This is a genomic window from Streptacidiphilus sp. EB103A, assembly GCF_041261405.1.
Lineage (GTDB): Bacteria > Actinomycetota > Actinomycetes > Streptomycetales > Streptomycetaceae > Streptacidiphilus.
Genome location: NZ_JBGCAQ010000003.1, coordinates 435662 through 458849, shown reverse-complemented (window position 1 = coordinate 458849; position 23188 = coordinate 435662). Strand labels below are relative to the sequence as shown.

Annotated in this window: 21 protein-coding genes and 1 rRNA gene; 7 read left to right on the top strand and 15 right to left on the bottom strand. The window is 71.2% G+C overall.

From position 1 onward, the window contains the following. The 6 genes from ABH941_RS07225 to ABH941_RS07200 form a co-directional block, all read right to left on the bottom strand. Positions 1 to 92, bottom strand: a 16S ribosomal RNA gene (locus ABH941_RS07225); the annotation flags it as partial. 640 nt (positions 93 to 732) lie between these two features. Next, positions 733 to 1824, bottom strand: a complete 1092-nt coding sequence (locus ABH941_RS07220) for a low specificity L-threonine aldolase (RefSeq protein ID WP_370127766.1) — start codon at positions 1822 to 1824, stop codon at positions 733 to 735. Continuing rightward, positions 1821 to 2597: an SDR family NAD(P)-dependent oxidoreductase gene (locus ABH941_RS07215; RefSeq protein ID WP_370127745.1), complete on the bottom strand. Its 777-nt coding sequence runs from the start codon at positions 2595 to 2597 to the stop codon at positions 1821 to 1823. Before ABH941_RS07215 ends, ABH941_RS07220 begins: the two co-directional genes overlap by 4 nt. After that, positions 2594 to 3991: a DUF6421 family protein gene (locus ABH941_RS07210; RefSeq protein ID WP_370127744.1), complete on the bottom strand. Its 1398-nt coding sequence runs from the start codon at positions 3989 to 3991 to the stop codon at positions 2594 to 2596. Before ABH941_RS07210 ends, ABH941_RS07215 begins: the two co-directional genes overlap by 4 nt. A 188-nt stretch (positions 3992 to 4179) precedes the next feature. Next, complete coding sequence (locus tag ABH941_RS07205) at positions 4180 to 4905, bottom strand: polysaccharide deacetylase family protein (RefSeq protein ID WP_370127743.1); 726 nt, start codon at positions 4903 to 4905, stop codon at positions 4180 to 4182. Continuing rightward, positions 4902 to 6173: a glycosyltransferase gene (locus ABH941_RS07200; RefSeq protein WP_370127742.1), complete on the bottom strand. Its 1272-nt coding sequence runs from the start codon at positions 6171 to 6173 to the stop codon at positions 4902 to 4904. The genes ABH941_RS07205 and ABH941_RS07200 overlap by 4 nt, the downstream gene beginning before the upstream one ends. A 330-nt stretch (positions 6174 to 6503) precedes the next feature. Here ABH941_RS07200 and ABH941_RS07195 point away from each other — a divergent pair, with 330 nt between their 5' ends. From ABH941_RS07195 to ABH941_RS07185, 3 genes are all read left to right on the top strand, one after another. Continuing rightward, entirely contained in the window at positions 6504 to 7145 is a 642-nt protein-coding gene (locus tag ABH941_RS07195) for a DUF5134 domain-containing protein (RefSeq protein ID WP_370127741.1), read from the top strand. A 144-nt stretch (positions 7146 to 7289) separates the two neighbouring features. After that, positions 7290 to 8243: a M56 family metallopeptidase gene (locus ABH941_RS07190; RefSeq protein ID WP_370127740.1), complete on the top strand. Its 954-nt coding sequence runs from the start codon at positions 7290 to 7292 to the stop codon at positions 8241 to 8243. A 225-nt stretch (positions 8244 to 8468) separates the two neighbouring features. After that, positions 8469 to 9398 (top strand): DMT family transporter, encoded by a 930-nt coding sequence (locus ABH941_RS07185; RefSeq protein WP_370127739.1) that lies wholly within the window; start codon positions 8469 to 8471, stop codon positions 9396 to 9398. 53 nt (positions 9399 to 9451) lie between these two features. On the opposite strand, the gene ABH941_RS07180 is transcribed toward ABH941_RS07185, so the two are convergent. After that, the gene (locus ABH941_RS07180; RefSeq protein ID WP_370127738.1) at positions 9452 to 9844 is read right to left on the bottom strand and encodes a MarR family winged helix-turn-helix transcriptional regulator; all 393 of its coding nucleotides are present in this window, start codon (positions 9842 to 9844) and stop codon (positions 9452 to 9454) included. Between the two features lie 87 nt (positions 9845 to 9931). Here ABH941_RS07180 and ABH941_RS07175 point away from each other — a divergent pair, with 87 nt between their 5' ends. Further along, positions 9932 to 11440 (top strand): MFS transporter, encoded by a 1509-nt coding sequence (locus tag ABH941_RS07175; protein ID WP_370127737.1) that lies wholly within the window; start codon positions 9932 to 9934, stop codon positions 11438 to 11440. A 134-nt stretch (positions 11441 to 11574) separates the two neighbouring features. Next, positions 11575 to 12153 carry a TetR/AcrR family transcriptional regulator gene (locus tag ABH941_RS07170; protein WP_370127736.1) on the top strand — a complete coding sequence of 193 codons (579 nt, stop codon included), beginning with the start codon at positions 11575 to 11577 and terminating at the stop codon, positions 12151 to 12153. Here ABH941_RS07170 and ABH941_RS07165 read toward each other — a convergent pair. Beyond that, positions 12150 to 13016, bottom strand: a complete 867-nt coding sequence (locus ABH941_RS07165) for a helix-turn-helix transcriptional regulator (RefSeq protein WP_134010717.1) — start codon at positions 13014 to 13016, stop codon at positions 12150 to 12152. The two genes, ABH941_RS07170 and ABH941_RS07165, sit on opposite strands and share 4 nt — an antisense overlap. 422 nt (positions 13017 to 13438) lie before the next feature. Here ABH941_RS07165 and ABH941_RS07160 point away from each other — a divergent pair, with 422 nt between their 5' ends. Further along, a complete protein-coding gene (locus ABH941_RS07160; RefSeq protein WP_370127735.1) occupies positions 13439 to 14020 on the top strand; it encodes an ATP-binding protein in 582 nt (193 codons plus the stop codon). A 95-nt stretch (positions 14021 to 14115) separates the two neighbouring features. Here the strand turns inward: ABH941_RS07160 and ABH941_RS07155 are convergent, their stop codons facing one another. Next, entirely contained in the window at positions 14116 to 14358 is a 243-nt protein-coding gene (locus ABH941_RS07155) for a DUF397 domain-containing protein (protein ID WP_030247960.1), read from the bottom strand. Between the two features lie 456 nt (positions 14359 to 14814). Between ABH941_RS07155 and ABH941_RS07150 the strand changes: the two genes are divergently transcribed. Beyond that, positions 14815 to 15669 carry a sirohydrochlorin chelatase gene (locus ABH941_RS07150; RefSeq protein ID WP_370127734.1) on the top strand — a complete coding sequence of 285 codons (855 nt, stop codon included), beginning with the start codon at positions 14815 to 14817 and terminating at the stop codon, positions 15667 to 15669. 70 nt (positions 15670 to 15739) lie between these two features. Here ABH941_RS07150 and ABH941_RS07145 read toward each other — a convergent pair whose 3' ends face one another. From ABH941_RS07145 to ABH941_RS07120, 6 genes are all read right to left on the bottom strand, one after another. Then, a complete protein-coding gene (locus ABH941_RS07145; RefSeq protein ID WP_370127733.1) occupies positions 15740 to 16765 on the bottom strand; it encodes a LacI family DNA-binding transcriptional regulator in 1026 nt (341 codons plus the stop codon). Positions 16766 to 16813: 48 nt separating this feature from the next. After that, positions 16814 to 18064: an MFS transporter gene (locus ABH941_RS07140; RefSeq protein WP_370127732.1), complete on the bottom strand. Its 1251-nt coding sequence runs from the start codon at positions 18062 to 18064 to the stop codon at positions 16814 to 16816. Between the two features lie 148 nt (positions 18065 to 18212). Further along, positions 18213 to 19301 carry a LacI family DNA-binding transcriptional regulator gene (locus ABH941_RS07135; RefSeq protein WP_370127731.1) on the bottom strand — a complete coding sequence of 363 codons (1089 nt, stop codon included), beginning with the start codon at positions 19299 to 19301 and terminating at the stop codon, positions 18213 to 18215. A 1-nt stretch (position 19302) separates the two neighbouring features. After that, entirely contained in the window at positions 19303 to 20997 is a 1695-nt protein-coding gene (locus ABH941_RS07130) for a glycoside hydrolase family 13 protein (RefSeq protein WP_370127730.1), read from the bottom strand. Positions 20998 to 21057: 60 nt separating this feature from the next. Then, complete coding sequence (locus tag ABH941_RS07125; protein WP_370127765.1) at positions 21058 to 21960, bottom strand: sugar ABC transporter permease; 903 nt, start codon at positions 21958 to 21960, stop codon at positions 21058 to 21060. A gap of 47 nt (positions 21961 to 22007) precedes the next feature. Further along, positions 22008 to 23003 carry a carbohydrate ABC transporter permease gene (locus tag ABH941_RS07120; RefSeq protein ID WP_370127729.1) on the bottom strand — a complete coding sequence of 332 codons (996 nt, stop codon included), beginning with the start codon at positions 23001 to 23003 and terminating at the stop codon, positions 22008 to 22010. Positions 23004 to 23188: the final 185 nt, after the last annotated feature.

The window sequence follows — 23188 nt, the reverse complement described above, 5'->3', positions numbered from 1 at the left end:
CTGATCCACCCCGAAGGGCTTCACCGTTCGACTTGCATGTGTTAAGCACGCCGCCAGCGTTCGTCCTGAGCCAGGATCAAACTCTCCGTGAATGTCATCACGCAAGAGCGGCACGACAGCCGACGGAATAGCCGACCTCGCGCACTGCGTCCTCGCTAGTGTTTTAAAACAGTTTCCCAAAGGAACCTCGACCACCCACAGAATTGCAGGCGGACGGGGTATCAACATTTGGCGTTGACTTTTGGCACGCTGTTGAGTTCTCAAGGTACGGACGCTTCCTTCGAGCGGCTTTCACACCAGCCCTCCGGGCGCTTCCTTCGTTTCCCACCGTACCAGACCGTTTCCGGCCCGTTCCGACGAGTGAAACTCTAGCGGAATTCCTCGATCCAAGCCAATTCCGCCGCATTCCCGAATTCGGGCATGGCAAAACAGAGCCACACCATCTCATCGGGGGTTTTGCCGCCACCGCGCTGAGCAGGGCAACTCGAAGGACACTACGCGGACGTCCTGCTTGCGTCAAATCGTGGACCCACGGACGTGCAGATGCCCCTCGGCGCCCACCTGCTGGAGAGCCCACTCCGCGACGGCAGATCATCCGCGCGCCAGGGTCGCAGCGCCAGCCCGGGCTCCGCCGCCGAGAGGGTGATCGTCTCGGGGCCCAAGCTACTGGCCCCGAGAGGCCACTGGCCCCGGGGCTTCGAGCCCCGGGGCCAGTGGCGACGGACGGCAGGCTCAGCGCCTGCCCATCTCCTCCGCGATGGACGCCGCGAAGGCGTCGATGTCGGTTTCGGTCGTGTCGAAGGCGGTCATCCAGCGGACCTCGCCGGTGTGCTCGTTCCAGAAGTAGAAGCGGTAGCTCTTCTGGAGGCGCTCGCTGACCTCACGCGGGAGGATCGCGAAGACCGCGTTGGCCTGGACCGGGCGGACGACCTCGACGCCGTCGATGTCGCGGACGGCGGTTTCCAGGCGGCGGGCCATCGCGTTGGCGTGGCCGGCGCTGCGCAGCCAGAGGTCGCCGCTCAGCAGCGCTTCGAACTGCACCGAGATGAACCGCATCTTCGACGCGAGCTGCATCGACATCTTCCGCAGGAAGAGGATGTTCTTCACCACGTCCGGGTTGAGCACCACCACGGCCTCGCCCATCAGCAGGCCGTTCTTGGTGCCGCCGAAGGAGAGGACGTCCACGCCCGCGTCCGTGGTGAAAGCGCGCAGTGGGAGGTCCAGCGAGGCTGCGGCGTTGGCCAGGCGTGAGCCGTCGACATGGACCAGCATGCCGCGCTCGTGGGCGTGGTCGCAGATCGCCCGGATCTCCTCGGCGGTGTAGCGGGTGCCGAGCTCGGTGCTCTGGGCGATGGAGACGGCGAGCGGCTGGGCGCGGTGCTCGTCGCCCCAGCCCCAGGCCTGGCGGTCGATCAGCTCGGGGGTGAGCTTCCCGTCCGGGGTGGGGACGGTGAGCAGCTTGATGCCCGCGATCTTCTCCGGGGCGCCGCACTCGTCGACATTGATGTGCGCGGTCTCGGCGGCGACCACCGCTCCCCAGCGCGGCAGCAGCGCCTGGAGCGCGACGACGTTGGCGCCGGTGCCGTTGAAGACCGGGAAGGCCTCGGCCCGCTCGCCGAAGTGACTGCGGAAGACGTCCTGGAGGTGGGCGGTGTACTCGTCCTCGCCGTAGGAGATCTGATGGCCGCCGTTGGCGAGGGCGAGCGCGGCGAGGACCTCCGGGTGGACGCCGGCGTAGTTGTCGCTGGCGAAGCCGCGCACCGAGGGGTCGTGGCGGCGCTGTGCATCCGTAGCGGTAGTGCCGGTAGCGGCGGCTTCGGTCATCGGGGCGTCAGCCACAGGTGCTGTCCGTTCAGGTCGGCTGCGGGTCGGTTCCACAGGTCGGTGATGGTGTCGGCCAGGTCGTCGACATGGGTGAAGCCGGCGAATTTGGCGTTGGGCTTGGCTGCCCGCATCTCGTCGGTCACCAGGGCCTTGATGACCAGGATGGTAGCCGCCGCGCGCTCGGGCTCGTCGGTAGAAGTCGCAGCCTCTGCCGCAACGAGGGTGCGGAAGGAGTCCGCGAGGGACAGCGTCCAGGTCTCGGCCGCGGCCTTGGCGGTCGCGTAGCAGGCGTTGCCGGCGGTGGGCTTGGCGGCGCCCGCCGCCGAGACGACGGCGAAGCGGGCCCGCGGGCTGCGCAGCAGCGCGTCGTGGAAGCCGAGGGTGGTGTGCTGGAGGGTGCGGACCAGCTGGTCGTGCAGGAAGTCCCAGTCCGACAGGTCGATGTCGGTGAACTTCTTGCTGCCGCGCCAACCGCCGACGAGGTGGATCAGCCCGTCGACGGTGCCGTACTCGGCCTCGATGTGGTCGGACCAGTCCCCCGCGGCCTGCGGGTCCAGCAGGTCGAGGACCTGGCCGACGACGGTGGCGCCGGGGACCGCCCGGCGGGTGGCGTCGAGCAGCGCGTCGAGTCGGCGCGGGTCCGTCCCGGCGCAGGCGACGGTGGCGCCCGCGGCGGCGAGGGCACGCACGGTCGCCCGGCCTGCGGAGCCGGTGGCGCCGGCGACGGCGACGACGCGTCCCTGCATCGGCAGGGGGCTACGGGTGGGGGTCATGCCGCGCTCCGGAGCTCGCTGGTGCCGGTGATCCCGGTGGTGGAGGCGATGACCCCGGAGAGCTTCTTGGACAGGGCCTCGAAGAACATGCTGAGCGGGAACTCGTCCGGCAGGACGGCGTCGCACAGGGCCTTGTTGAGCGACTTGGCGTCGCTGTGCTCGGTCAGCGGCAGCGCGTCCGGACCCTTGGCCCAGACCGAGGCGGGGTGCGGCGTCAGGTAGCGGGAGACCAGCTGGTAGGCAGCGATCCAGTGCGCGGTCTTGGGCCGGTCGATGCCGTCCCGGTAGAGCGTCTCGATCTCGGTGCAGAGGTCGGTGGTGACCTCGGCGACGCGGTCCCAGTCGATCCGCAGCCGGTTGTCGGTCCAGCGCAGCGCGTCGTGCTTGTGCAGGTAGGCGAAGAGCAGCTGGCCGCCCAGGCCGTCGTAGTTGCGGACCCGGCCACCGCTGACCGGGAAGCGGAACATCCGGTCGAAGAGGATGGCGTACTGGACATTGCGGCCCATCGGACCGGAGTGGGGCTGCCCCTCCTTCTCCAGCTGGACGGCGGCCTTGAAGGCGGTGAGGTCGCAGCGCAGCTCCTCCAGCCCGTACATCCAGAACGGGCTGCGCTGCTTGATCATGAACGGGTCGAACGGCAGGTCGCCGTGGCTGTGGGTGCGGTCGTGAATCAGGTCCCACAGCACGAAGGTCTCCTGGGAGAGCTTCTGGTCGTCGAGCAGCGCGGCGGCGTCGGCGGGGATCTCCAGGCCGAGGGCGCCGACGGCGGCGCCGCTGACCGCGCGGAAGCGGGCGGCCTCACGGTCGCAGAAGATGCCGCCCCAGGTGAAGCGCTCGGGGGCCTCGCGGACGGCGACGGTCTCCGGGAACAGCACCGCGGAGTTGGTGTCGTACCCCGAGGTGAAGTCGATGAAGGTGATCGGTACGAACATCGGGTTGTCGAAACGGGTGCGTTCCAGCTCCGCGAGCCAGTCCGGCCAGACGACGGTGAGCAGCACGGCCTCGATGTTGCGGTCCGGGTTGCCGTTCTGGGTGTACATCGGGAAGAGGACCAGGTGGAGCAACCCGTCCTCGCGCTGCGCCGCGGGCTGGAAGGCGAGCAGCGAGTCCAGGAAGTCGGGCACGGCGTAGCCCGAGGCGCGCCAGCGGTCCAGGTCGGTGACGACGGCGTCCAGGTAGGCGGCGTCGTGCGCGAAGTGCGGGGCGAGGTCGCGTACCGCGCCGGTGATGGCGGCGAGCAGCGAGTCGGCCTCGTCGCGGGTACCGGCGCCGCGGGAGTTGAGGTCGATGGAGCCGTCCTTGGACTGCAGGGGACGGATCGCCTCGACGGCCTCCTTGAGCCGCGTCCAGGCAGGGCCGACTGCCGAAGGGAGTTCGGGCGAGAAATTCTGCATGACAACCCTGCCTGTACCGAAGGAACTGTTGTTAAGACACCGTATATACAGAAGGTTCTTCTGTTCAAGGGAAGATCGGCGGAGCAGAAATGGCACACCTCACAGACCACTCTCGCCCGACCGGTCCCATCACGCAGAACGGCACCCCGGCCGTTGGGCCGGGGTGCCGTTGAACATGTGGGGGGTGACTACAGTCCGTGCTCCGCGAGCGGGCCGACCTTCCAGCCCTGCTCCTCGCAGTGGTCCAGCAGGCGCGGCAGCGCGCTGAGGGTCGCGGTCCAGGAGGCCGGGGCCGAGGTGCAGTCGGAGTCGTGCAGCAGGACGGTGCCGCCGCCGCGCAGATTGCGGGTGACCGTGTCGAAGACGGAGCTGCCGGTGGCGCCCGCGCGCCAGTCCGCGCCCCAGCTGGTCCACAGCACCGGACGCATCCCCAGGCCGCGCGCGGTGACCAGCGCGGAGGTGGTGGCGACGCCGTACGGCGGCCGGTACCAGCGCGGGGTCTCCCCGGTCGCGTCGGTGACCAGGGCGTGGGCGCGGGTGAGGTCGTCGCGGGTCTGACCAGGGGTGCGCAGCACCATCGGGCGGTGCAGGTAGCCGTGGACGGCGATCTCGTGCCCGGCATCGGTGATCGCGCGGCCGAGGCCGGGGTCGCGCTCCAGCATGAAGCCCAGCAGGAAGAAGGTCGCCTTCACCCCCCGGTTCTCCAGCAGGCTGAGGAAGCGCGGAGTGGAGAGCGGGTCGGGGCCGTCGTCGAAGGTCAGCGCGATGTGGTCGGGAGCGCCCTGCCCCCCGTAGCCGGGGAGCAGTCGGGTGCGCAGCGTTTCCAGCGGCTGGACGGCGGTGACGGCCGGCGCGGCATGCGCGAGGGCCAGGCCCCCGGCGAGGGCGGCGGCTGCCTTGACGACGCGGCTCAACGGACGGACTCCATAGTGGCGGGGACGGCTGCGGAAACGGTCGCGGGGACCGGGAGGGCGACTCCTGCAGAGACCGCGGCCGGGTCGCCGGCGGCGTCGGCCGAGGCCGCCGCGAGGCAGTCCAGGCCCGCGGATGCGAGCAGCATGTGGACGGCGTCCACGCCGGGGCGGCGGGCCGCCGAGATGGGAATGACGCGGTCCGAGAGGGCGCCGGCCAGGGCGGCGGCGAGCTCGCCGGAGTGGCGGGCCCAGCGCGCTATGCCGGCCTCGTCCAACGCGGCCGCGTTGGTGAGTCCGTGCCCGGGTATCGAGCGGTAGGTCACCACAGGCAGGGCGCTGGCGACGGCCTCCTGCACGGTCATCCCGCCCGCGTTCTGCACCAGCACGTCGGCGGCGTGCATCAGGCTCGGCATGTCGTCCACCCAGCCGTGGGCGTGCTTGACCCCGGCGGCGAGCAGACGCTCGCGCAGTCCCTCGTTGCGGCCGCAGACCACGACGCAGGTGATGCCGGGGTCGGCCGCCTCGACGTCCGCGACGGTGCGCTCCAGCTCTCCCGCGCCCCAGGAGCCGCCGACCAGCAGCGCCAGCCTGGCGTCCTGCGGCAGGCCCCAGCGGGCCCGGGCGGCGAAGCGGGACTCCGGCGTAGCCGGGGTGAACCGCCGGTCCACCAGCGGGGCGACCACGGAGACGTCCGCGCAGCCCACCGCGCGGGCCTGGGTGGCGGCGACCTGGTGCAGCGCCATGTGCGCGTCCACGCCGGGGGCGGCCCAGAGCTGGTGCACCGAGAAGTCGGTGAGATAGGTGTGCACCGGGGTGCTGACCTTGCCGCGCTGCCGCAGTCGGCCCAGGACCTGGCTGGCCAGCGGGTAGGTCGCGATGACCATGCGGGTGGTGTCGCCCTGGACGGCCCTGCGGATGCTGCGTCCGGCGAGAGCGGTGAACAGGGAGGCCTGGATGCCGGCCATCCGCGGGTTGTCCATCCCGCCGTAGAGCAGCTTCCAGGTCCACGGGGCCCGCGAGATCATGCCGTGGTACGAGCCGACGAACACCCGGCCGGTCGAACCGGGCATCAGGTCCAGGAAGTCGTGCCGGTCCACGGCGACCCCGGCCTCCTCCAGCCGCGCGGCGAGCTCCTCCGCAACCCGGTCATGCCCGGCGCCCACACTCGCCGACACGATGACGGCGCGCGGCGGCGGGGGGGTCGCGCCGGCTGTGCCCCTTCGACCGCTGGCCGTGCGCTGCCGGGGGATGCGGATGAGTCGGCCCATGGTCGAGGTCTCGTTCCTGCTTCTGGATGCTTGGCCTCCGAGGCGGTGGTGCTCTGTGCTGCGGCCTGGGGGCTCGGGCCTACCCAACCTAACGATCTCCGTCCCGCCGGAAGACAGACCCGGGGATGATTCAGCCCCACCGGCCTCGTAGTCCCGCAGAGGCAGGAAAAGGCCGGTGTACTCCACTGGGAGTACGTCGAGACTCAGGGCGCGCACAGGGGACGACCCTGAGACCCGGCTGCGGACACTGCGCTTGTGCGCCCCCTGTTGCGCCCTGTAGTTCTCCGCCACTCAGCGTCATGGTGGGAGCAGGACTCGAGGGGAGACCGGATGCATGGTCCCGCCGCCGTCGGATGGCTGCTGACCGGACTGATGGGAGCGACAGGACTCTACTGCCTGGTCCGACTGGTCCGGCGGACCGCCTCCCGGGCCGAGCGCGAGCTCGACGCCTCGGAGGCGCTCAAGGGTCTGGGCATGGCGGCGATGGCGGTGCCGCTGGGGCTGGGACGGCAGGTACCACTCGCGGTGTGGGTGGTGCTCTTCGGGGTCGCGGCGGTGTGGTCGCTCGGAGCGGGCCTGCTGCCCGGGGGCGGGGCGTCCGGGGGCAGGGAGTCCGGGGGGCACCGGGGGCACCACCTCTACCACGGGGTGGGGCACCTCGCGATGGTCTACATGGCCGTGGCGACGGCGGCGGGGGCCGGGACCAGCGCGGCGATGCCCGGCATGGCCGGGATGTCCGCCGGTGTCGGTTCGCCCCTGGTCACCGGGGCGCTACTGGTGTTCTTCGGCGGCTACGCGGTGCTGGCCGGGGCCCGGCTGATCGCCGCGCCCGCGCCCGCAGCCGCACCCGCAGGGCTCGGCGCACCGCAGCGTGGATCGGTCGCGAGCCGGCTGCTGGGCGCGCCGGAGCTGCCGCAGGCCTGCCGGATGGTGTTGGGGATGGGCATGTTCACCATGCTGCTGGCCATGTGACCAGCCGCTCCCGCCGGCCTCGGGAGCACGCGGGGTGGCGTGCGTCACGCCTGCTGCAATCCGCTGCCGAGGCAGGCCGGCGCCGCATACGTTGGGGGCGCACGCAGTGTCGCGTGTCCTGCGGTCCCTCCTGCGGAGGTCTGGTTGAACGCGCTGCCCGCCCTACTGCTGCTCGGCGTGGTCCTGGCCACCGCCGGTCCCCGGTTGCTGGCACGGGCACGCTGGACCGAGCGCGAACCGGTGCTGGCGCTGTGGGCCTGGCAGTGCCTGGTGGTGGCCGCCCTGCTCTGCTGCGGTCTGGCGCTGCTGCTCACCGCGGCCGCGGCCTGGCCGGAGGTGCGGACCCTGCTGTTCTCCGGTGCGCCGCGCGGCGTTGAGGCCGCCTACGGGATCCCGCTCTCCCGCCCCTGGGCCATAGCCGTCGCCGCCCTGCTCGCCGTGGGCGGGGCCCGTACCGCGCTGGCGCTGGGCGCCGAGGTGCGCTCGGCGCGGGCGCTGCGCCGGCACCGGCTGCGGGAGCTGCGGCTGCGGGCCCCGGAGCTGCCCTCGGGGTTGGAGCGGGTCCGCCGCCCGGCGGCGGCCGAGCGGCTGGTCGTGCTGGAGAGCGCCAAGCCGAACGCCTGGTCCCTGCCCGGCCCGGCCACCCGTCTGGTGGTCACCACCGGTGCGCTGCACCGGCTGAGCGACCGTGAGCTGGCCGCGGTGCTGGAACACGAGCGCGGACACGTTCGGGCCAGGCACCACTGGCTGCTGCAGTGCGCCGAGGCGCTCAACAACGGCTTCCCCGGCGCCGGGATCTTCCGGCTGTTCCGCGAGCAGGTCGGCAGGCTGGTGGAGCTCTCCGCCGACGACTCGGCCGCGCGGCGGCACGGGCGGCTCGCCACCGCCGTCGCCCTGGTCGAGCTGAACACCGCGCACGGCCCCGTCCCGCACTGCCCCGGGCTGCTCGACCAGGTCCCCGGACGGGTGGAGCGGCTGCTCGCCGGTGAGCCGCGGCTGCCGGTGGCCCGGCGGCTGCGGCTCACGGCGGCGACCCTGGCCGCACTGAGCGCACCGCTGGCACTGGTGTTCGCACCGGGATTGCGTGTGCTCTTCTGAGGGGTTTCCGCATCCCGTCTGAGAGGCTCCTGAAGCTTTCCGTGGCCGGCTGTGATTTGCGTTGACGCGCAGGCCATTCCCAGCTGGCCGCGCTAGGCTTCGCGGCAACAGACGGTGTCCGAAACGTCCGCGTCCCCGCGAGCGTATGGACGGACCCGTCGTGGGCAGGCGGAGTGCAGGACTTCTGGCTGGTCAGGACGCGCTGGGACGTGGGGTGAACACTTCGTGACGGTGTTTCTGCTCGGTGTGGGCGCGGCATGTCTGCTGGGACTCGGCTTTGTGCTCCAGCAGCACGCGGCGCAGCGCGCACCGCGCTCCGACATCCTGTCCTACCGCCTGCTGCTGCGACTGATGCGGCAGCCGGAGTGGCTGCTCGGGATCGCCTTCATGGTCGGCGGCCAGGTGCTCAGCGCGATGGCGCTGTCAGCCGGACGGATCTCGCTGGTGGAACCCCTGCTCGCGACCAATCTGTTGTTCGCCATGCTGCTGGCGCGGTCCATCACCGGCCAGCGGCTGGGCCGCTCGGGCTGGGGCGGGGTGCTGCTGCTGGCCGCTGGCGTGACCGTCTTCATCACCAGCGGGGAGCCGACCGGCGGCGGGACCGAGGCCGGGGTGCTGCGGCACTGGCTGGTGTTCGGGGTGGTGGCCGGGGTCGCCCTGCTGCTGGTCTCCATCGCCAGGCGGCTGCCGCTGTTCGAGGAGGCCACTCTGCTGGCGCTGGCCGCGGGCTTGCTCTACGGCCTGCAGGACGCGCTGACGCGCACCGCCGGACAGCGGTTCACGCACGGCGGCCTCGCGCTGCTGTTCAGCAGCTGGCAGACCTGGACCGTGGTGGCGATCGGGGTGATCGGCCTGATCCTGGTCCAGAGCGCGTTCGAGTCGGCCCCGCTCCGGATGTCGCTGCCGGCGCTGACCGCCGCCCAGCCGCTGGCGGGGATCGCCTGCGGGGTGGGTTTTCTCGGGGACCGGCTGCGGTTGACCCCCGGGGCGCTGGCCGGGGAGGCCGTCGGCCTGGTCTGCATCGTGCTGGGCGTGATCATCATCGGACGGCACCCGGCGATGCCGGACGCCTGCGCCGAGAGCTGCGTCGAGGAGGCCGTCCGGGCCGCCCAGCGCGAGGCCGCCACCGCCCAGCGGGCCGGCGCGCGGGGCTGATCTCCGCTCGGCCGTTCGAGGCGGTCATGTCAGCTCTACGCCGGACGTAGTAGTCAGCCGCTCAGCATCTCCGCGAGGACGCTGCGGTGGGTGGGGACGGCGTCGGTGTGGCGGTCGCGGCCGGCCGGGGTGAGGCAGACCGAGACGCCGCGGCGGTCCTCGGGGCACATGGAGCGCTCGACCAGGCCGGCCTTCTCCAGGCGGGCGATCAGCCGGGACAGCGCGCTCTGGCTGAGGTGGACCGAGGTGGCCAGTTCCTGGACCCGGAGCGAGGCGGCGCAGTCCCCCGCGGTGCCCTCCACCAGGCGCTCCAGCACCTCGAACTCGCTCATTCCCAGACCGTGCCGCTCATTGAGCTCGCGGTCCAGCGCGCAGGCCGTCGCGGCCTGGCGGGCGAGAAGGGTGCGCCAGGCGTCGACGAGCTCGGGGTCCGAGGCGGTGCTCACCAGGGCAGTGTAGCAGTTGCAGCGGAACTTAATGAGTTCACATTAAATTCACGTGCATTGAATGCATGTGCATGTAGTGTCCTCCGCATGACCACAGCCACTACCCGATGGAGCCCCCGTCTCTGGGGCACTCTCGTCGTCCTCTGCGCGGCCCTGTTCCTCGACGCCCTGGATGTGTCGATGGTCGGGGTCGCCCTGCCCTCCATCCGAACCGACCTGCACCTCAGCACCACGTCGCTGCAGTGGGTGGTCAGCGGTTACGTGCTCGGCTACGGCGGGCTGCTGCTGCTCGGCGGCCGGGCCGCAGACCTGCTCGGGCGGCGGCGGGTGTTCCTCGCCGCGCTCGCCGTGTTCGCCGTCGCCTCGCTGCTCGGCGGCCTGGTGAACGACGGCGGACTGCTCATCGCCACCCGGTTCGTGAAGGGCGTCGCCGCCGCCTTCACCGCACCGGCCGGCCTGTCCATCATCACCACGACCTTTCCCGAGGGCCATCAGCGCAACCGGGCCCTGAGCATCTACACCACCTGCGGCGCCAGCGGCTTCTCGCTCGGCCTGGTGCTCAGCGGGCTGCTGACCGAGGTCGGCTGGCGCTGGACCTTCCTGCTGCCGTTCCCGCTGGCCCTGCTGGCGCTGGCCGCCGGGAGCCGGCTGATCCCGCGTCAGGAGCGGCCGCAGCGTGAGGGACGCGGCTACGACCTGCTCGGCGCCGTGACCGCCACCGGCGCGCTGCTGCTGCTCGTCTACACCGTCACCGAGGCCCAGGGCGTGGGCTGGGGCAGCGCCCGTACCGTGCTGTCGCTGCTCGGGGTGGCGGCGCTGTTCGCGGCCTTCGTCACGGTGGAGCAGCGTACGGCGCACCCGCTGGTGCGGCTGGGGATCTTCCGCAACGGGCTGGTGGCCCGGGCCAATGTCGGCGCGCTGGCCTGCTTCGGCGCCTACGTCGGCTTCCAGTTCATCGCCACGCTCTACCTGCAGTCGCTGCTCGGCTGGTCCGCGCTGGAGATGGCGCTGGCCTTCCTGCCGGCCGGGGTGCTGGTGGCGGCCTCGGCGACCCGGATGGGCGCGCTGGTGGACCGCTTCGGGACCACCAAGCTGATGCTGGTCGGCTTCCCGGCCGCGCTGCTGGGCTACGCCAACTTCCTGCGGATCGGGCCCCATTCCGACTACCTGACGGTGATCCTGCCGTCGATGGTGCTGCTGGGGATCCACTTCGCGCTGGTCTTCCCCTCGCTCAACATCCAGGCGACGGACGGGGTGGCCGACTCCGAGCAGGGGCTGGCCTCCGGGCTGGTGAACACCTCGTTCCAGATCGGCGGCGCCGTGGTGCTGGCCGTGGTGACCGCGGTGGTGACCGCCGGCGGCGGCGGTGACGTCCGGGCCCAACTGGGCGCCGACCACAACGCGGTGGGCGTGGTGGCCGGGGTGGCCCTGCTGGGGCTGCTGGTCACCGCGTTCGGCGCGGTGCAGGACCGGCGGACCGCGCGGGCGGCTGCGGCCGCGGCCTACCCGGTGCCCGACTACCCGCTCCCGGCCCACGGTTCGGCGACGTCGACCGCTGACGAGCCGGCGGAGGAGGAGGCCGTCCAGCGCCCCTGAGGACCCGCCCGTACGGGGTTCGGGCGGGCCGCCCGGGCGTTCGCCGATCCCCCGCGTCGGCGAACCGCCCGGGCGGCCACACGCGTTCGAGGCTGGCCGTATATTGGCCAGCAGCCAATGAACGCAGGAGCACCATGTCACCCCGACGCGCATCAGTCAACGAGGCCATGCGGGCCCGGTCCCGGGCGCGGATCATGCAGGCCACCGTCGAGTTGGTGGACGAACGGGGCTTCGCGGGCACCACGCTCGGCGACATAGCCGAGCGGGCCGGGCTGGCCAGGGGGCTGGTCTCGTACTACTTCCCCGGCAAGCGCTACCTGCTGCAGTCCTCGACGCACCGGCTGATGCACCTGAAGCTGGCGGCGGCGCTGGCGGAGCTGGAGGAGACGGATCCGCCGGACCTCTGGCTGGCCACCTCGATCGACACGGTGCTGACGCTGACCCGGGAGCGGCCGACGCTGATGCGCACGCATCTGGCACTGATCCTGGCGCCGAGCGCGGAGGGGTTCATCCAGGACGAGGAGCAGCGGCGGTTCGGGGCGCTGCTCCAGGGGGTGCTGCGGCGGCGCGGGGCGGCCGACCCGGTCGCGGAGCACGCGGTGCTCCGCAGCGCCCTGATGGGGGCCTGTATGGGCATGCTGCTGCCCGGCGCGGAGACCTCGCCCGCGCTGATCCGCGCGGACCTCTTCGCCCGGTACGGCCTGCGGCCCTAGATCTCCTTGAGGAGCGAGGAGAGCAGCTCCACGCTGCTCTCCGGGGTGAGGCTGTCGACGCTGAGCCGCTCCATCACCTGGACGTACTGGTCCACGTCGTCGCGCTTGTCCAGGTACAGGGCGCTGGTGAGCTGCTCCAGGTAGACCACGTCGGGCAGGTCCTGCTCCGGGAAGCGGAGGATGGTGAAGGCCCCGCTCTCCGCGGCATGGCCGCCAAAGCGGAACGGCATGACCTGGACCACCACGTTGGGCATGTCGGCGGCGTCGATCAGCCGCTGGATCTGCGCCTTCATCACGGCCGGGCCGCCCACCGGACGGCGCAGCGCGGCCTCGTCGACGACCGCCCAGAGCCGGGGCCCGTCGCCGTCGGCGACCAGCTTCTGACGGCGCATCCGCACGTTGATGCGGCGTTCCAGCTCGCTCGTCTCCATGTGCGGACGGTTGAGCAGCACGATGGCCCGCGCGTAGTCCTCGGTCTGCAGCAGGCCGGGGATGAACTGCACCTGGTAGGTGCGGATCAGCGCCGCCGCCTCCTCCAGGCCGACGTAGGTCTGGAACCAGTTGGGCATGGCGTCGCTGAAGCTGTGCCACCAGCCGGCCTGATTGGCCTCGCGCACAAGGGTCACCAGAGCGGCACGCTCGGTCTCGTCATCGACGCCGTAGAGGCTCAGTAGGTCCGTCACGTCCCGCTCCTTGAAGCTGACGCGGCCGAGTTCCATGCGGCTGATCTTCGATTCGGAGGCCCTGATGGTGTAGCCCGCATCTTCACGGGTGATCCCCTTCGCCTCACGGAGTCGGCGCAGCTGAGAGCCGAGGAGGATACGGCGCACCATCGAGCCGCTCCCCGGCTGAACTGTGGTCATTCCGTTGAACCTCCACCCAATGAAATCAGCGCACAGTCTGCCACTGTCCGGTGGCGAAGGGTGCCCAAACGGACAGGTTTGTGTCAAGAACTCGGACGTCATGGCTCGGCCTCAGTAGTCACGCCTGCGCCGAGCAACCATGAGACTACTCCCTGCACACGAAGATGCACGTGCAGATGCCCGATACGCACATGCACGTGAATCCACCCTTGCATCTGACGTGAGCGGGGAGGAGCATGATGCACGTGCACATGCACACCCACTGGCAGTCCTGCGGGGAGCCCGCTCCCCCCTCGCGCCACTCCGAGCCACCGCCCCGTCATCCGTTCGGCGACGCGGCGGAGTCCGGTGCCGCGCGCGCGACCCCGGCAGGGCAGACCTCGGCAGCAATGCCTGCAGCGCCCTTATGGGAGGAGCTCTTCATGGGCCTGAGCCCGGCACTGGCCACGGACCCCGACGTGGTCAACTGCGCCCTCGCCCCCCGGCTGGAATCCGTGCGCACCGCACGTGAGTTCACCAAGCTGACGTTGAACCGCTGGGGTCTCGGCGACCTCTTCGACGACATCGCCCTGGTGACCAGTGAACTTGTGACCAATGCGCTGCGGCACGCGCTCGCGGCCGCCAGCGTCCCCGAACAACGGACCAGCGCCTGGGGCAAGCGCGGGACGAGCCCCGGGACGGGCACCCCCGGGCCGATCACCCAGAAGTTCGGCGAGGCCGCACAGTCCCCCGCCCCGTTGATACGCCTCAGCCTGGTCCGGCGTTCGCCGCAGGTGGTGTGCGCGGTGAGCGACCCCAGCAGCTCGGGTCCGGTGACCCGGGAGCCGGACTGGGTCGCCGAGTCGGGACGCGGTCTGCACCTGGTGGATTCGTTCAGCCAGTCCTGGGGCTGGCACCCGGTGGCCGCCGGAAAGGTGGTCTGGGCCCTGTTCGAACTGGAGGGGACGGGCTCCTTCCAGGCGGCCGGGGAGACACAGAATGAGCGGCGGTACCAGGGGGAGTGACTCCCCCGGCACCGCCGCTCAGTGTGTCCGGTCGCGCGGTCGGCCCCGTGTCGCGGCGATCGGACCGGGGTCCGTACCGCGGACCGGGCCGGCGCTCAGGCCGGCTCGGCGAGATGGTCGAACTCGCCCTTCTTCATTCCGTCTATCAGCGCCGCAATCTCGGCCCGCGTGTAGATCAGGGCCGGCCCCTCGGGGAACCGCGAGTTGCGCACCGCCACATCGCCGTCCGCGAGGCGGGCCAACTCGACACAGTCACCCTGCGAGTTGCTCAAACGGCTCTTCTGCCAGACCACACCCTCGATCTCCGTGGCGGCCATGCCGTTGTACATGCGAAGCATCGGTGTCTCCTGGTTGTGCGAGCCGTGCAGGATGGGCCAGAGAGGCGCCTCACTGCACGTGATGATAACGCCAGTGCACTTGCACGTGCAGCTGCTTATGCGCGTGCACGTGCGTTCACCACATGTGACAACTTCCGCTCCGTAATGGTGGGCTGACGGATCGAAAGGGACAAATGCCACCCGACTCGTCGCTCTGGGCTACGGTCGCACTGCAACGCGCCGTCGGGCTGCCATCAAGATCCACAGCGCGCAGCGCCCCGGTGACGCACAGTCAGTAATCATGTGCGCCGCACAGCTATGTGACGCTGCTCACCGTGATCCGGTTGCATGCGGAATCCGATCATCGAATATATGACCGGATTTGAAGGTGATTCAGGGGGTATGCCCACGCCGCTGAATCACAAAGAAGGGTGCCCGACTTCAGCAGTCCGCACACATGACCTACGATCGTCCGACATGAGCTCTGCCGCCACCCCCAGCACACCGCTGCCCGTCCGCACGCCCGGGACCCGGGCACGCGGCCGGCACCGTCGGCCCGAACGCCACGAGATCCCCGCGGAGGCCCCCGCGCTGCTTCTGGCCGTACCCGCCGAGGCCACTCCGGCCACGCAGCAGATCGCCGACGAACTGGTCTCACTGATCCGCGCCGAGCAGCCCGGGATCGACGCGAGGGCCGGCTACCTGTCCTCGAACGGCACCGAAGGCGACGGCGCCGAGACCCTGGCCGCCCTGCTGGGCGCGGCCGCCGCCGAGGAGCGTCCGGCTCCGGTCGTCGTGCCGCTGCTCCCCGGCCCCTCCGACTCCTTCCGGGCCGCCCTGAGCGGCATCCCGGGCGAGGTCAGGGTCACCGACACGCTCGGACCGCATCCGCTGCTGGCCGAGGCACTGCACGTACGGCTTTCCGAGGCCGGGCTCGCCCGCGCCGACCGGGCCAGGCTGTTCGCCATCAACACCTCCGCCGACGGCGTGGTGCTCGCCACCGTCGGCGGGGCCGAGGCGCTGCAGCTGGCCGAGGTCACCGCGGTGCTGCTGGCCGCCCGGCTGGCGGTGCCGGTGGTCGCGGCCGCGCTGGACGAGCCCGGATCGGTGGCGGCCGCGGCCGCGCATCTGCGCGAGACCGGCTCCGCCCAGCCCGCGCTCGCCCCCTATGTCTTCGGCCCCGAGGTGGACCCGGACATGCTCAAGTCGGTGACGGCGGAGGCGGAGTGCCAGGCGTCGGAGCCGCTGGGGGCGTACCCGACCGTGGCCCGACTGGTCCTGGGCCTGTACCTGACGGCGCTGGGCATCGAGCTGGACCCCGACCTCACCTGAGCGCACGGAACCGGCGGGGGTGCGGAGCTGCGGCCCACACCCCCGCCGTCCGTCATGCCGTGCCTTGCCGTCAGGGGCGCGGCCGTGCGGCCCCGGTCGAGCCGCGGACCACCAGCTCCGGCTGGAACACGAACTCGCCGCGCTGCGCCGGGTTGCCGCCGATCTCCTCCAACAGGACGTTGACCGCCGCCGCGCCCATCGCCTCGACCGGCTGACGGATCGTCGTCAGCGGCGGATCGGCGAAGGCGATCAGCGGGGAGTCGTCGAAACCGACCACCGACACGTCACCGGGCACCGAGAGGCCACGCGAACGTGCCCCGCGGATCGCCCCGAAGGCCATCAGGTCGCTGCCGCAGACGATGGCCGTACAGCCCTTGTCCAGCAGCGCTCCGGCGGCCGCCTGGCCGCCCTCCACGCTGAACAGCGAGTGCTGGACCAGATCGGCGGACTCGGCCGGTTCCATGCCCAGCCGGGTGCGCATCGCCTCGGCGAAGCCCTCCAGCTTGCGTTCCACCGGCACGAACCTGGCCGGACCGACCGCCAGTCCGATCCGCCGGTGTCCCAGGCCGACCAAATGCTGCACTGCCATCTGCATCGCCGCCCGGTCGTCCGGGGAGATGAACGGGGCGGCGATCTTCGAGCTGTATCCGTTGATCATGACAAAGGGGACGCCCTTGCCGGTCAGCCTGGCGTACCGCTCGGTGTCGGCGCTGGTGTCCGCGTGCAGCCCGGAGATGAAGCAGATGCCGGTGACCCCCCGTTCCACCAGCAGCTCCACCAACTCGTCCTCGGTGGAACCGCCCGGGGTCTGCGTGCAGAGCACCGGCGTGTACCCGTAGCGGGTCAGCACCTGCTCGATGACCTGGGTGAAGGCCGGGAAGATGGGGTTGCTCAGCTCCGGGGTGATCAGCCCGATCAGACCGGCGCTGCGCTGGCGCAGCCGGGTGGGCCGCTCGTACCCGAGGACGTCCAGGGCGGCGATCACCATCTGCCGGGTGGTGGCGGAGACCCCCGGCTTGCCGTTCAGCACCCGGGAGACGGTGGCTTCGCTCACCCCGGCCTGTGCCGCGATATCCGCCAGCCGTGCTGTGTTCAAGAAGGGTTCCCCAGTCCTTGTCGGTCCGCTGCCGTACAGCATCGCACCTTATTGCACCTGGCTGACCGGTCCGGGCGCTTCGGACGGTTCCGCCGCCGGACGGCGTGCAGCGGCGGGCCGCTCGGCGAGCCCGCGCCGGCCCAGCAGCGCGATCAGCAGGGCGAGGCCGCTCATCGCGGCGGGGATCCGGAAGCCCGCGCCGGCGCCCAGGTGCTGCACCGCCCAGCCGCCCACCGCGGCGCCGGCCGAGACGCCGATCAGCAGGCCGGTGGTGGCCCAGCTGAAGCCCTCGTTCAACGTGTGCGGAGGAACGCGGTCACGGACCACCCCCATCGCCGTCACCATCGTCGGCGCGGTGCAGAATCCCGCCGCGAACAGCGTGGCCGCAAGCTCCGGCAGGCTGCGGACCAGCGGCAGCAGTGCCAGCAGCGCCGTCATCGCCAGCAGGAACAGCGGCAGTCGGGTGGCGGCGCTGCCCTTGGGCTTCCACAGTCCGAAGCCGATGCCGGACAGGCAGGACCCCAGGGCGTAGCAGGCCAGCACCAGACTGGCGGCGGCCTTGTGGTGGTGTGCGTCGGCGAAGCCGATCACGGTGATCTCCATCAGGCCGAACACCGCGCCGGTGGCCGTGAGGGTCAGCGTGACGACGCGCAGGGCGGGCGTCCGGAGCGCGGATCCACCGCCGGAGGCCCCACCGGCACCGCGCACCTCGGGCTCGGTGCGTCGCTGGGCGCAGAACAGCAGCGTACCCAGGATCAGGAGCACCCCGACCGCCAGGTATCCCGCCGACGGGAAGAGGGTGGTGGCCAACAGGGTCGCGGCGATCGGGCCCAGGATGAAGCACAGCTCGTCGATCACCGTCTCCAGCGCATAGGCGCTGTGCAGCAGTTCCTCCTCGCCCGGGTGCAGGGCGGCCCAGCGGGCCCTGGACATGCTGCCCACGTTGGGGCCGACACCGGTCAGCGCGGCGGCGGCGAACAGCAGCCAGCGCGGGGCACCGAAATGCAGGCCCAGCAGTTCGGACATGCCGCCGGAGACGGCCAGCAACTGCGCCGGGACGGCAACCCGCGCCTGCCCACGACGGTCGACCAGCCGGGAGACCTGCGGTCCGGCCAGCGCGATCACTGCCAGCACGGTCGCGGAGAGCGCGCCGGCCAGCGCATAGGAGCCCAGCGCGCCGGTGACCATGAAGACGGCCGCGACGCCGGACATCCCGATCGGGAACCGGGCCAGCAGACCGGCGAGGACGAAGGCCACGGTCCCGGGTGCCTGCAGGGTCCGACGATAGCTGGCGAACACAACTCTCCCGCTGGGAACAGTAGTCGGTGAACGCCCCAGTCTGGTCGGCGCGCCGGTGTGGGGCCACCGATTAACCGCCGACCGAGCGGGGCCGGACGGGGAGGCACCTCCCGTCCGGCCCCGCTCTCCTGCGCACCCGCGCGGCCCCTCAGACGCGCGGGCGGGCCGCCCCGGTGGAGCCCCGGACGACCAGCTCGGGTTGGAAGACGAACTCGGCGCGGTGCAGGGCGTTGCCGTTGATCTCCTCCAGCAGGGCGTCGACCGCGGCCGCGCCCATCGCCTCCACCGGCTGACGGATCGTCGTCAGCGGCGGATCGGCGAAGGCGATCAGCGGCGAGTCGTCGAAACCGACCACCGACACGTCGCCCGGCACGCCCAGGCCGTGCTGGCGGGCGGCCCTGATGACGCCGAAGGCCATCAGGTCGCTGCCGCAGACCACCGCGGTGCAGCCGGCCTCCAACAGGGCCGCAGCGGCCGCATGGCCGCCCTCGACGCTGAACAGGGTGTGCTGGATCCGGGCCGCGATCTCCTCGTCGGACTGCCCGAGGATGTCGCGGCAGGCCGCCGTGAAGCCCTCCAGCTTGCGCAGCACCGGCACGAACCGGCGCTGGCCCAGTGCGAGGCCGATCCGCTCGTGGCCGAGCTCTGCCAGGTGCTGCACGGCCATCCGCATCGCCGCCCGGTCGTCCGGGGAGACGAACGGCGCCGAGATCTGCTCGCTGTAGCCGTTGATCAGGACGAAGGGGACGCCGCGGCCTGCCAGCCGGGCGTAGCGCTCCATGTCGGCCGTGGTGTCGGCGTGCAGGCCCGAGACGAACACGATGCCGGTGACGCCGCGCTCCACCAGCATGTCGACCAGCTCGTCCTCGGTCGAGCCGCCGGGGGTCTGCGTGCACAGCAGCGGCGTGTAGCCGTAGCGGGTCAGCACCTGCTCGATGACCTGGGCCAGCGCCGGGAAGATCGGGTTGTTGAGCTCCGGGGTGATCAGTCCGATCAGTCCAGCGCTGCGCTGCCGCAGCCGTACCGGCCGGTCGTAGCCGAGCACGTCGAGCGCGGCGAGCACCGACTGACGGGTCGTCGGGGAGACTCCGGCCCGGCCGTTGAAGACCCGGGAGACGGTCGCCTCACTGACACCCGCCTGGGCGGCGATGTCGGCGAGCCGAGCCGTGGGCGGAGCCGGGGTCGCGGCCGGCCGGGGCGACGCCGCCGAGGGGGACGCCGCGGAGGGAGAGGCCATGTCAGAGAGCCCACCAGACGGTGGCGTCGGCCGGGAGCAGGATCTCGTCCTCGACCACCGTGACCGGCTCCGAGGCCAGCAGCAGCCGTCCGGGGGCGGCGAGCCGCACGGCCAGGTCGCCGGTGTTGGCGAAGCAGGCGAACACGCCGTCGGGGCTGCTGCGGCGGAAGGCGAGCACCCCGGCCGGGGCGTCGTCCAGCCACTCCACGCTGTCGCCGGTGCCCAGCGCCGGGTGCTCGCGACGGGCCGTCAGGGCGGCGCGGTACAGCTCCAGGGTGGAGCTGCGGTCGCCGGTCTGGGCCTCCACGCTGAGCTTGGCCCACTCGGCGGGCTGCGGCAGCCAGCTGGGGCCGCCCGGCACCGGGCCGAACCCGAACGGGGCCTCGGCGCCGGACCAGGGCAGCGGGACCCGGCAGCCGTCGCGCATCCCCTCCTGGCCCTCGGCGTTGGTGCCCTTGGCCCGACTGAAGGCCGGGTCCTGGCGGACCTCGTCGGGCAGGTCGACGACCTCCGGCAGCCCCAGCTCCTCGCCCTGGTAGAGGTAGGCCGAGCCGGGCAGCGCCAGCATCAGCAAGGTCGCCGCGCGGGCCCGGCGCAGATCCTGTTCGGCGTCCTCGCCGCTCCCCAGGCGGGTGAGGTGCCGGACCACGTCGTGGTTCGACAGCACCCAGGTCGCCGGAGCGCCGACCGGGCGCATGGCGTCCAGGGTCAGGTCGATGACCTCGCGCAGTGCCTCGGCGTCCCAGGCGGTGCCCAGGTACTGGAAGTTGAAGGCCTGGTGCAGTTCGTCGGGGCGCAGGTAGTTGGCGGTGCGCTGGACGGAGGGGGTCCAGGCCTCGGCGACGGCGATGCGGCGGGTGTCCGGGTCGGTGCCGTACTCGTCCAGGATGCGGCGCCAGTCGCGGTAGATCTCGTGCACGCCGTCCTGGTCGAAGAAGGGCAGCACGTCGTTGCCGAGCAGCCGCAGCTGGTCGTGGTGGCCGATGTCGGGCAGCCCGGCCGCCTTGACCAGACCGTGGGCGACGTCGATCCGGAAGCCGTCGACGCCCAGGTCCAGCCAGAACCGCAGCACCGAGCGGAACTCGTCGGCGACGGCGGCGTTCTCCCAGTTGAGGTCGGGCTGCTCGGGGGCGAAGAGGTGCAGGTACCACTCCCCGGGCGTGCCGTCGCTGCTGACGGTGCGGGTCCAGGCCGGGCCGCCGAAGATGGACTCCCAGTCGTTGGGCGGCAGTTCGCCCGCCTCACCCCGGCCGGGACGGAAGTGGAAACGTTCCCGCAGCGGGCTGCCGAGGCCCTCGCGCAGCGCCTGACGGAACCAGGAGTGCTGGTCGGAGGCGTGGTTGGGGACGATGTCCACGATCACCCGCAGGCCCAGCCCGTGCGCGTCGCCGATCAGCCGCTCGGCGTCGGCGAGGTCACCGAACATCGGGTCGACGACCCGGTAGTCGGAGACGTCGTAGCCGGCGTCGGCCTGCGGCGAGGCGTAGAAGGGGGACAGCCACACCGCGTCGACACCCAGGTCCCGCAGGTAGGGGAGCCTGCTGCGGACACCCTCCAGGTCGCCCATCCCGTCGCCGTCGGCGTCGGCGAAGCTGCGCGGGTAGACCTGGTAGATCACCGCGTCGCGCCACCAACCGGGTCTGCGGCCGGAGTCGGCGGCAGCGACGGTCGGGGTGGCGGGGTGCTGGGAGGTCATGGGATCCCTTGGGTCTCAGGAGGACGGACGGTGACGGGGGGTGCGGGTGGCCCTGGGCCGCTAGCCCTTGGTGCCGCCGGCGGTGAGGCCGGCCACCAGGTGCTTCTGTACCAGGTAGAACACCACTCCGGCGGGAACCGCGATCAGCACCGCGCTGGCCGCCATGTAGTTCCACTGGGAGTTGTACTGGCTGATGTAGGTCTGCAGGCCGACCGAGAGGGTGTACTTGTCGGCCGAGAGCATGAAGTGCGAGGCGAAGGCGACCTCGCCCCAGGCGGTGAGGAAGGTGTAGAACGCCGCGACGGACAGGCCCGGCTTGGCGAGCGGGACGATCAGCCGCCAGAAGGTGCCGAACGGTGAGAGGCCGTCGATGCGCCCGGCCTCGTCGATCTCGACCGGGATGGTGTCGAAGTAGCCCTTCAGCAGCCAGGCGCTGTAGGGGACGGCGGTGGAGCAGTAGACCAGGATCAGGCCCTGGTAGGTGTCGAGCAGGCCCAGATTCGCCATGATCTTGTAGAGCGGGACCATCAGCACCGACACCGGGAACATCTGGGTCAGCAGGAAGGTGTACATCAGCGGACGGTGCCCCGGAAAGCGCATCCGGGAGACCGCGTAGCCGGCACTGGCCGAGATCAGCACACCCACGGCCATCGTACCCAGGCCCACGATCAGCGAGTTCAGCATCCAGGTGCCGAACCCGGTGTGGTTGACGACGAAGCCGTAGTTGGACAGCGTCATCCGGCTGAGGATGCGGCCCGGGTGCAGGTAGTCGTCCTTGCCGGAGCCGAGCGAGATGTACAGGATCCAGGCCACCGGGAAGGCCGCGACGAACGCGGCGACCGTCAGCAGACCGTGCAGGCCGACCGAGGCGAGCCTGCCGCGCTCGCCGCGCAGCAGCGGGCGCCGGGCGGGCTTCGCGGCGCCGACCCCGACGGGCCGGTCGGCGGTGGTGAGGGTGGACATCGGGTCTGCTCCTGCGGTGTCGCCGGGTTCGGGGAGGACGCTGGTGCTCATGCCGCAGTCTCGTTCCTGTTCATCCAGCGACGGTAGAAGCCGGTGAAGACGACCAGGAGCGACAGGCAGATCACGCCGACCGCCGCCGACCCCGCGTAGTCCTGCGGCATCTGACCGAAGAACAGCTGGTAGGCGTAGGTGACCAGGATCTGCACACTGTCGGTGCCGTTGGAGCCGAACAGCAGGTAGATGACATTGAACTGGTTGAAGGTCCAGATGATGCCGAGCAGCGTCACGGTGCTGCTCACCGGGCGCAGTCCGGGCAGGGTCACCTGGGTGAAGCGCTGCCACGGCGTGGCGCCGTCCATCTCGGCGGCCTCGTAGAGCTCGCTGGGGATGGACTGCAGTCCGCCGAGGAAGGACAGCATCATGAAGGGGAAGCCGACCCAGGTGTTGACCAGGATCGCGGCGACCTTCATCGCCAGCGGGTCGCTGAGCCAGCTGGGCTGGGGCAGGTGCAGCGCCCCGAGCAGCCCGTTGACGGCGCCGCCGTCGCTGAGCAGCAGCCGCCAGGAGAAGACCGTGACGAAGGTCGGCACGGCCCAGGGCAGGATCAGCAGCATCCGGTAGACGGCGCGGCCGCGCATCTTACGGTTCATCAGCACGGCCAGGCCCAGGCCGGTTCCGACGGTGAGCACCACGCAGACGACGGTCCAGACGATGGTCCAGACGAAGTGCGGCACCAGCTGGTTGTCGGGGCCGGTGAGCAGGTCGACGTAGTTCTGGAAGCCGACCCAGGTGTAGCTGTCGGGGATGTGGTTGACCCCGATGGTGCGGCCGACGTTGAGGCTGTTGGCGTTGGTGAAGGTCAGGATCACCCCCTGCACCAGCGGGTAGCCGACCAGCACGGCGAGGACGACGACGACCGGGGTGCACATCACCCAGGCGTACCAGTGCTGGTCGTACGAACGCCGCAGCCGGGCGATCAGCCCCGCCCGGGGTTCGCGGTCGCGGCGCTCCTTGCGGGCTCTGCCCTGGACGGCGACGGTCATGTCGTTCCCTCATTGAAGCCCCGGCCTTCGAGGCGGGGAAGATGGACTCTTGCGAAGCAGAGCAGAGGACGGGTTGAACCTTCGGGGCGAATGACCGCCCTCCTGCGGGTGTAAGGTGCGTCACATGCGTTGCGACAACCAAGCGCGCATACCGTGTCGCGCGAGAACCAAGCCGACACATGCAG

Excerpts from the sequence above, each read along its gene's own strand:
- ABH941_RS07220 (WP_370127766.1), bottom strand. The coding sequence starts at position 1,824 with ATGACCGAAGCCGCCGCTACCGGCACTACCGCTACGGATGCACAGCGC.
- ABH941_RS07215 (WP_370127745.1), bottom strand. The coding sequence starts at position 2,597 with ATGACCCCCACCCGTAGCCCCCTGCCGATGCAGGGACGCGTCGTCGCC.
- ABH941_RS07210 (WP_370127744.1), bottom strand. The coding sequence starts at position 3,991 with ATGCAGAATTTCTCGCCCGAACTCCCTTCGGCAGTCGGCCCTGCCTGG.
- ABH941_RS07200 (WP_370127742.1), bottom strand. The coding sequence starts at position 6,173 with ATGGGCCGACTCATCCGCATCCCCCGGCAGCGCACGGCCAGCGGTCGA.
- ABH941_RS07195 (WP_370127741.1), top strand. The coding sequence starts at position 6,504 with ATGCATGGTCCCGCCGCCGTCGGATGGCTGCTGACCGGACTGATGGGA.
- ABH941_RS07175 (WP_370127737.1), top strand. The coding sequence starts at position 9,932 with ATGACCACAGCCACTACCCGATGGAGCCCCCGTCTCTGGGGCACTCTC.
- ABH941_RS07170 (WP_370127736.1), top strand. The coding sequence starts at position 11,575 with ATGTCACCCCGACGCGCATCAGTCAACGAGGCCATGCGGGCCCGGTCC.
- ABH941_RS07165 (WP_134010717.1), bottom strand. The coding sequence starts at position 13,016 with ATGACCACAGTTCAGCCGGGGAGCGGCTCGATGGTGCGCCGTATCCTC.
- ABH941_RS07160 (WP_370127735.1), top strand. The coding sequence starts at position 13,439 with ATGGGCCTGAGCCCGGCACTGGCCACGGACCCCGACGTGGTCAACTGC.
- ABH941_RS07155 (WP_030247960.1), bottom strand. The coding sequence starts at position 14,358 with ATGCTTCGCATGTACAACGGCATGGCCGCCACGGAGATCGAGGGTGTG.
- ABH941_RS07150 (WP_370127734.1), top strand. The coding sequence starts at position 14,815 with ATGAGCTCTGCCGCCACCCCCAGCACACCGCTGCCCGTCCGCACGCCC.
- ABH941_RS07135 (WP_370127731.1), bottom strand. The coding sequence starts at position 19,301 with ATGGCCTCTCCCTCCGCGGCGTCCCCCTCGGCGGCGTCGCCCCGGCCG.
- ABH941_RS07130 (WP_370127730.1), bottom strand. The coding sequence starts at position 20,997 with ATGACCTCCCAGCACCCCGCCACCCCGACCGTCGCTGCCGCCGACTCC.
- ABH941_RS07125 (WP_370127765.1), bottom strand. The coding sequence starts at position 21,960 with ATGTCCACCCTCACCACCGCCGACCGGCCCGTCGGGGTCGGCGCCGCG.
- ABH941_RS07120 (WP_370127729.1), bottom strand. The coding sequence starts at position 23,003 with ATGACCGTCGCCGTCCAGGGCAGAGCCCGCAAGGAGCGCCGCGACCGC.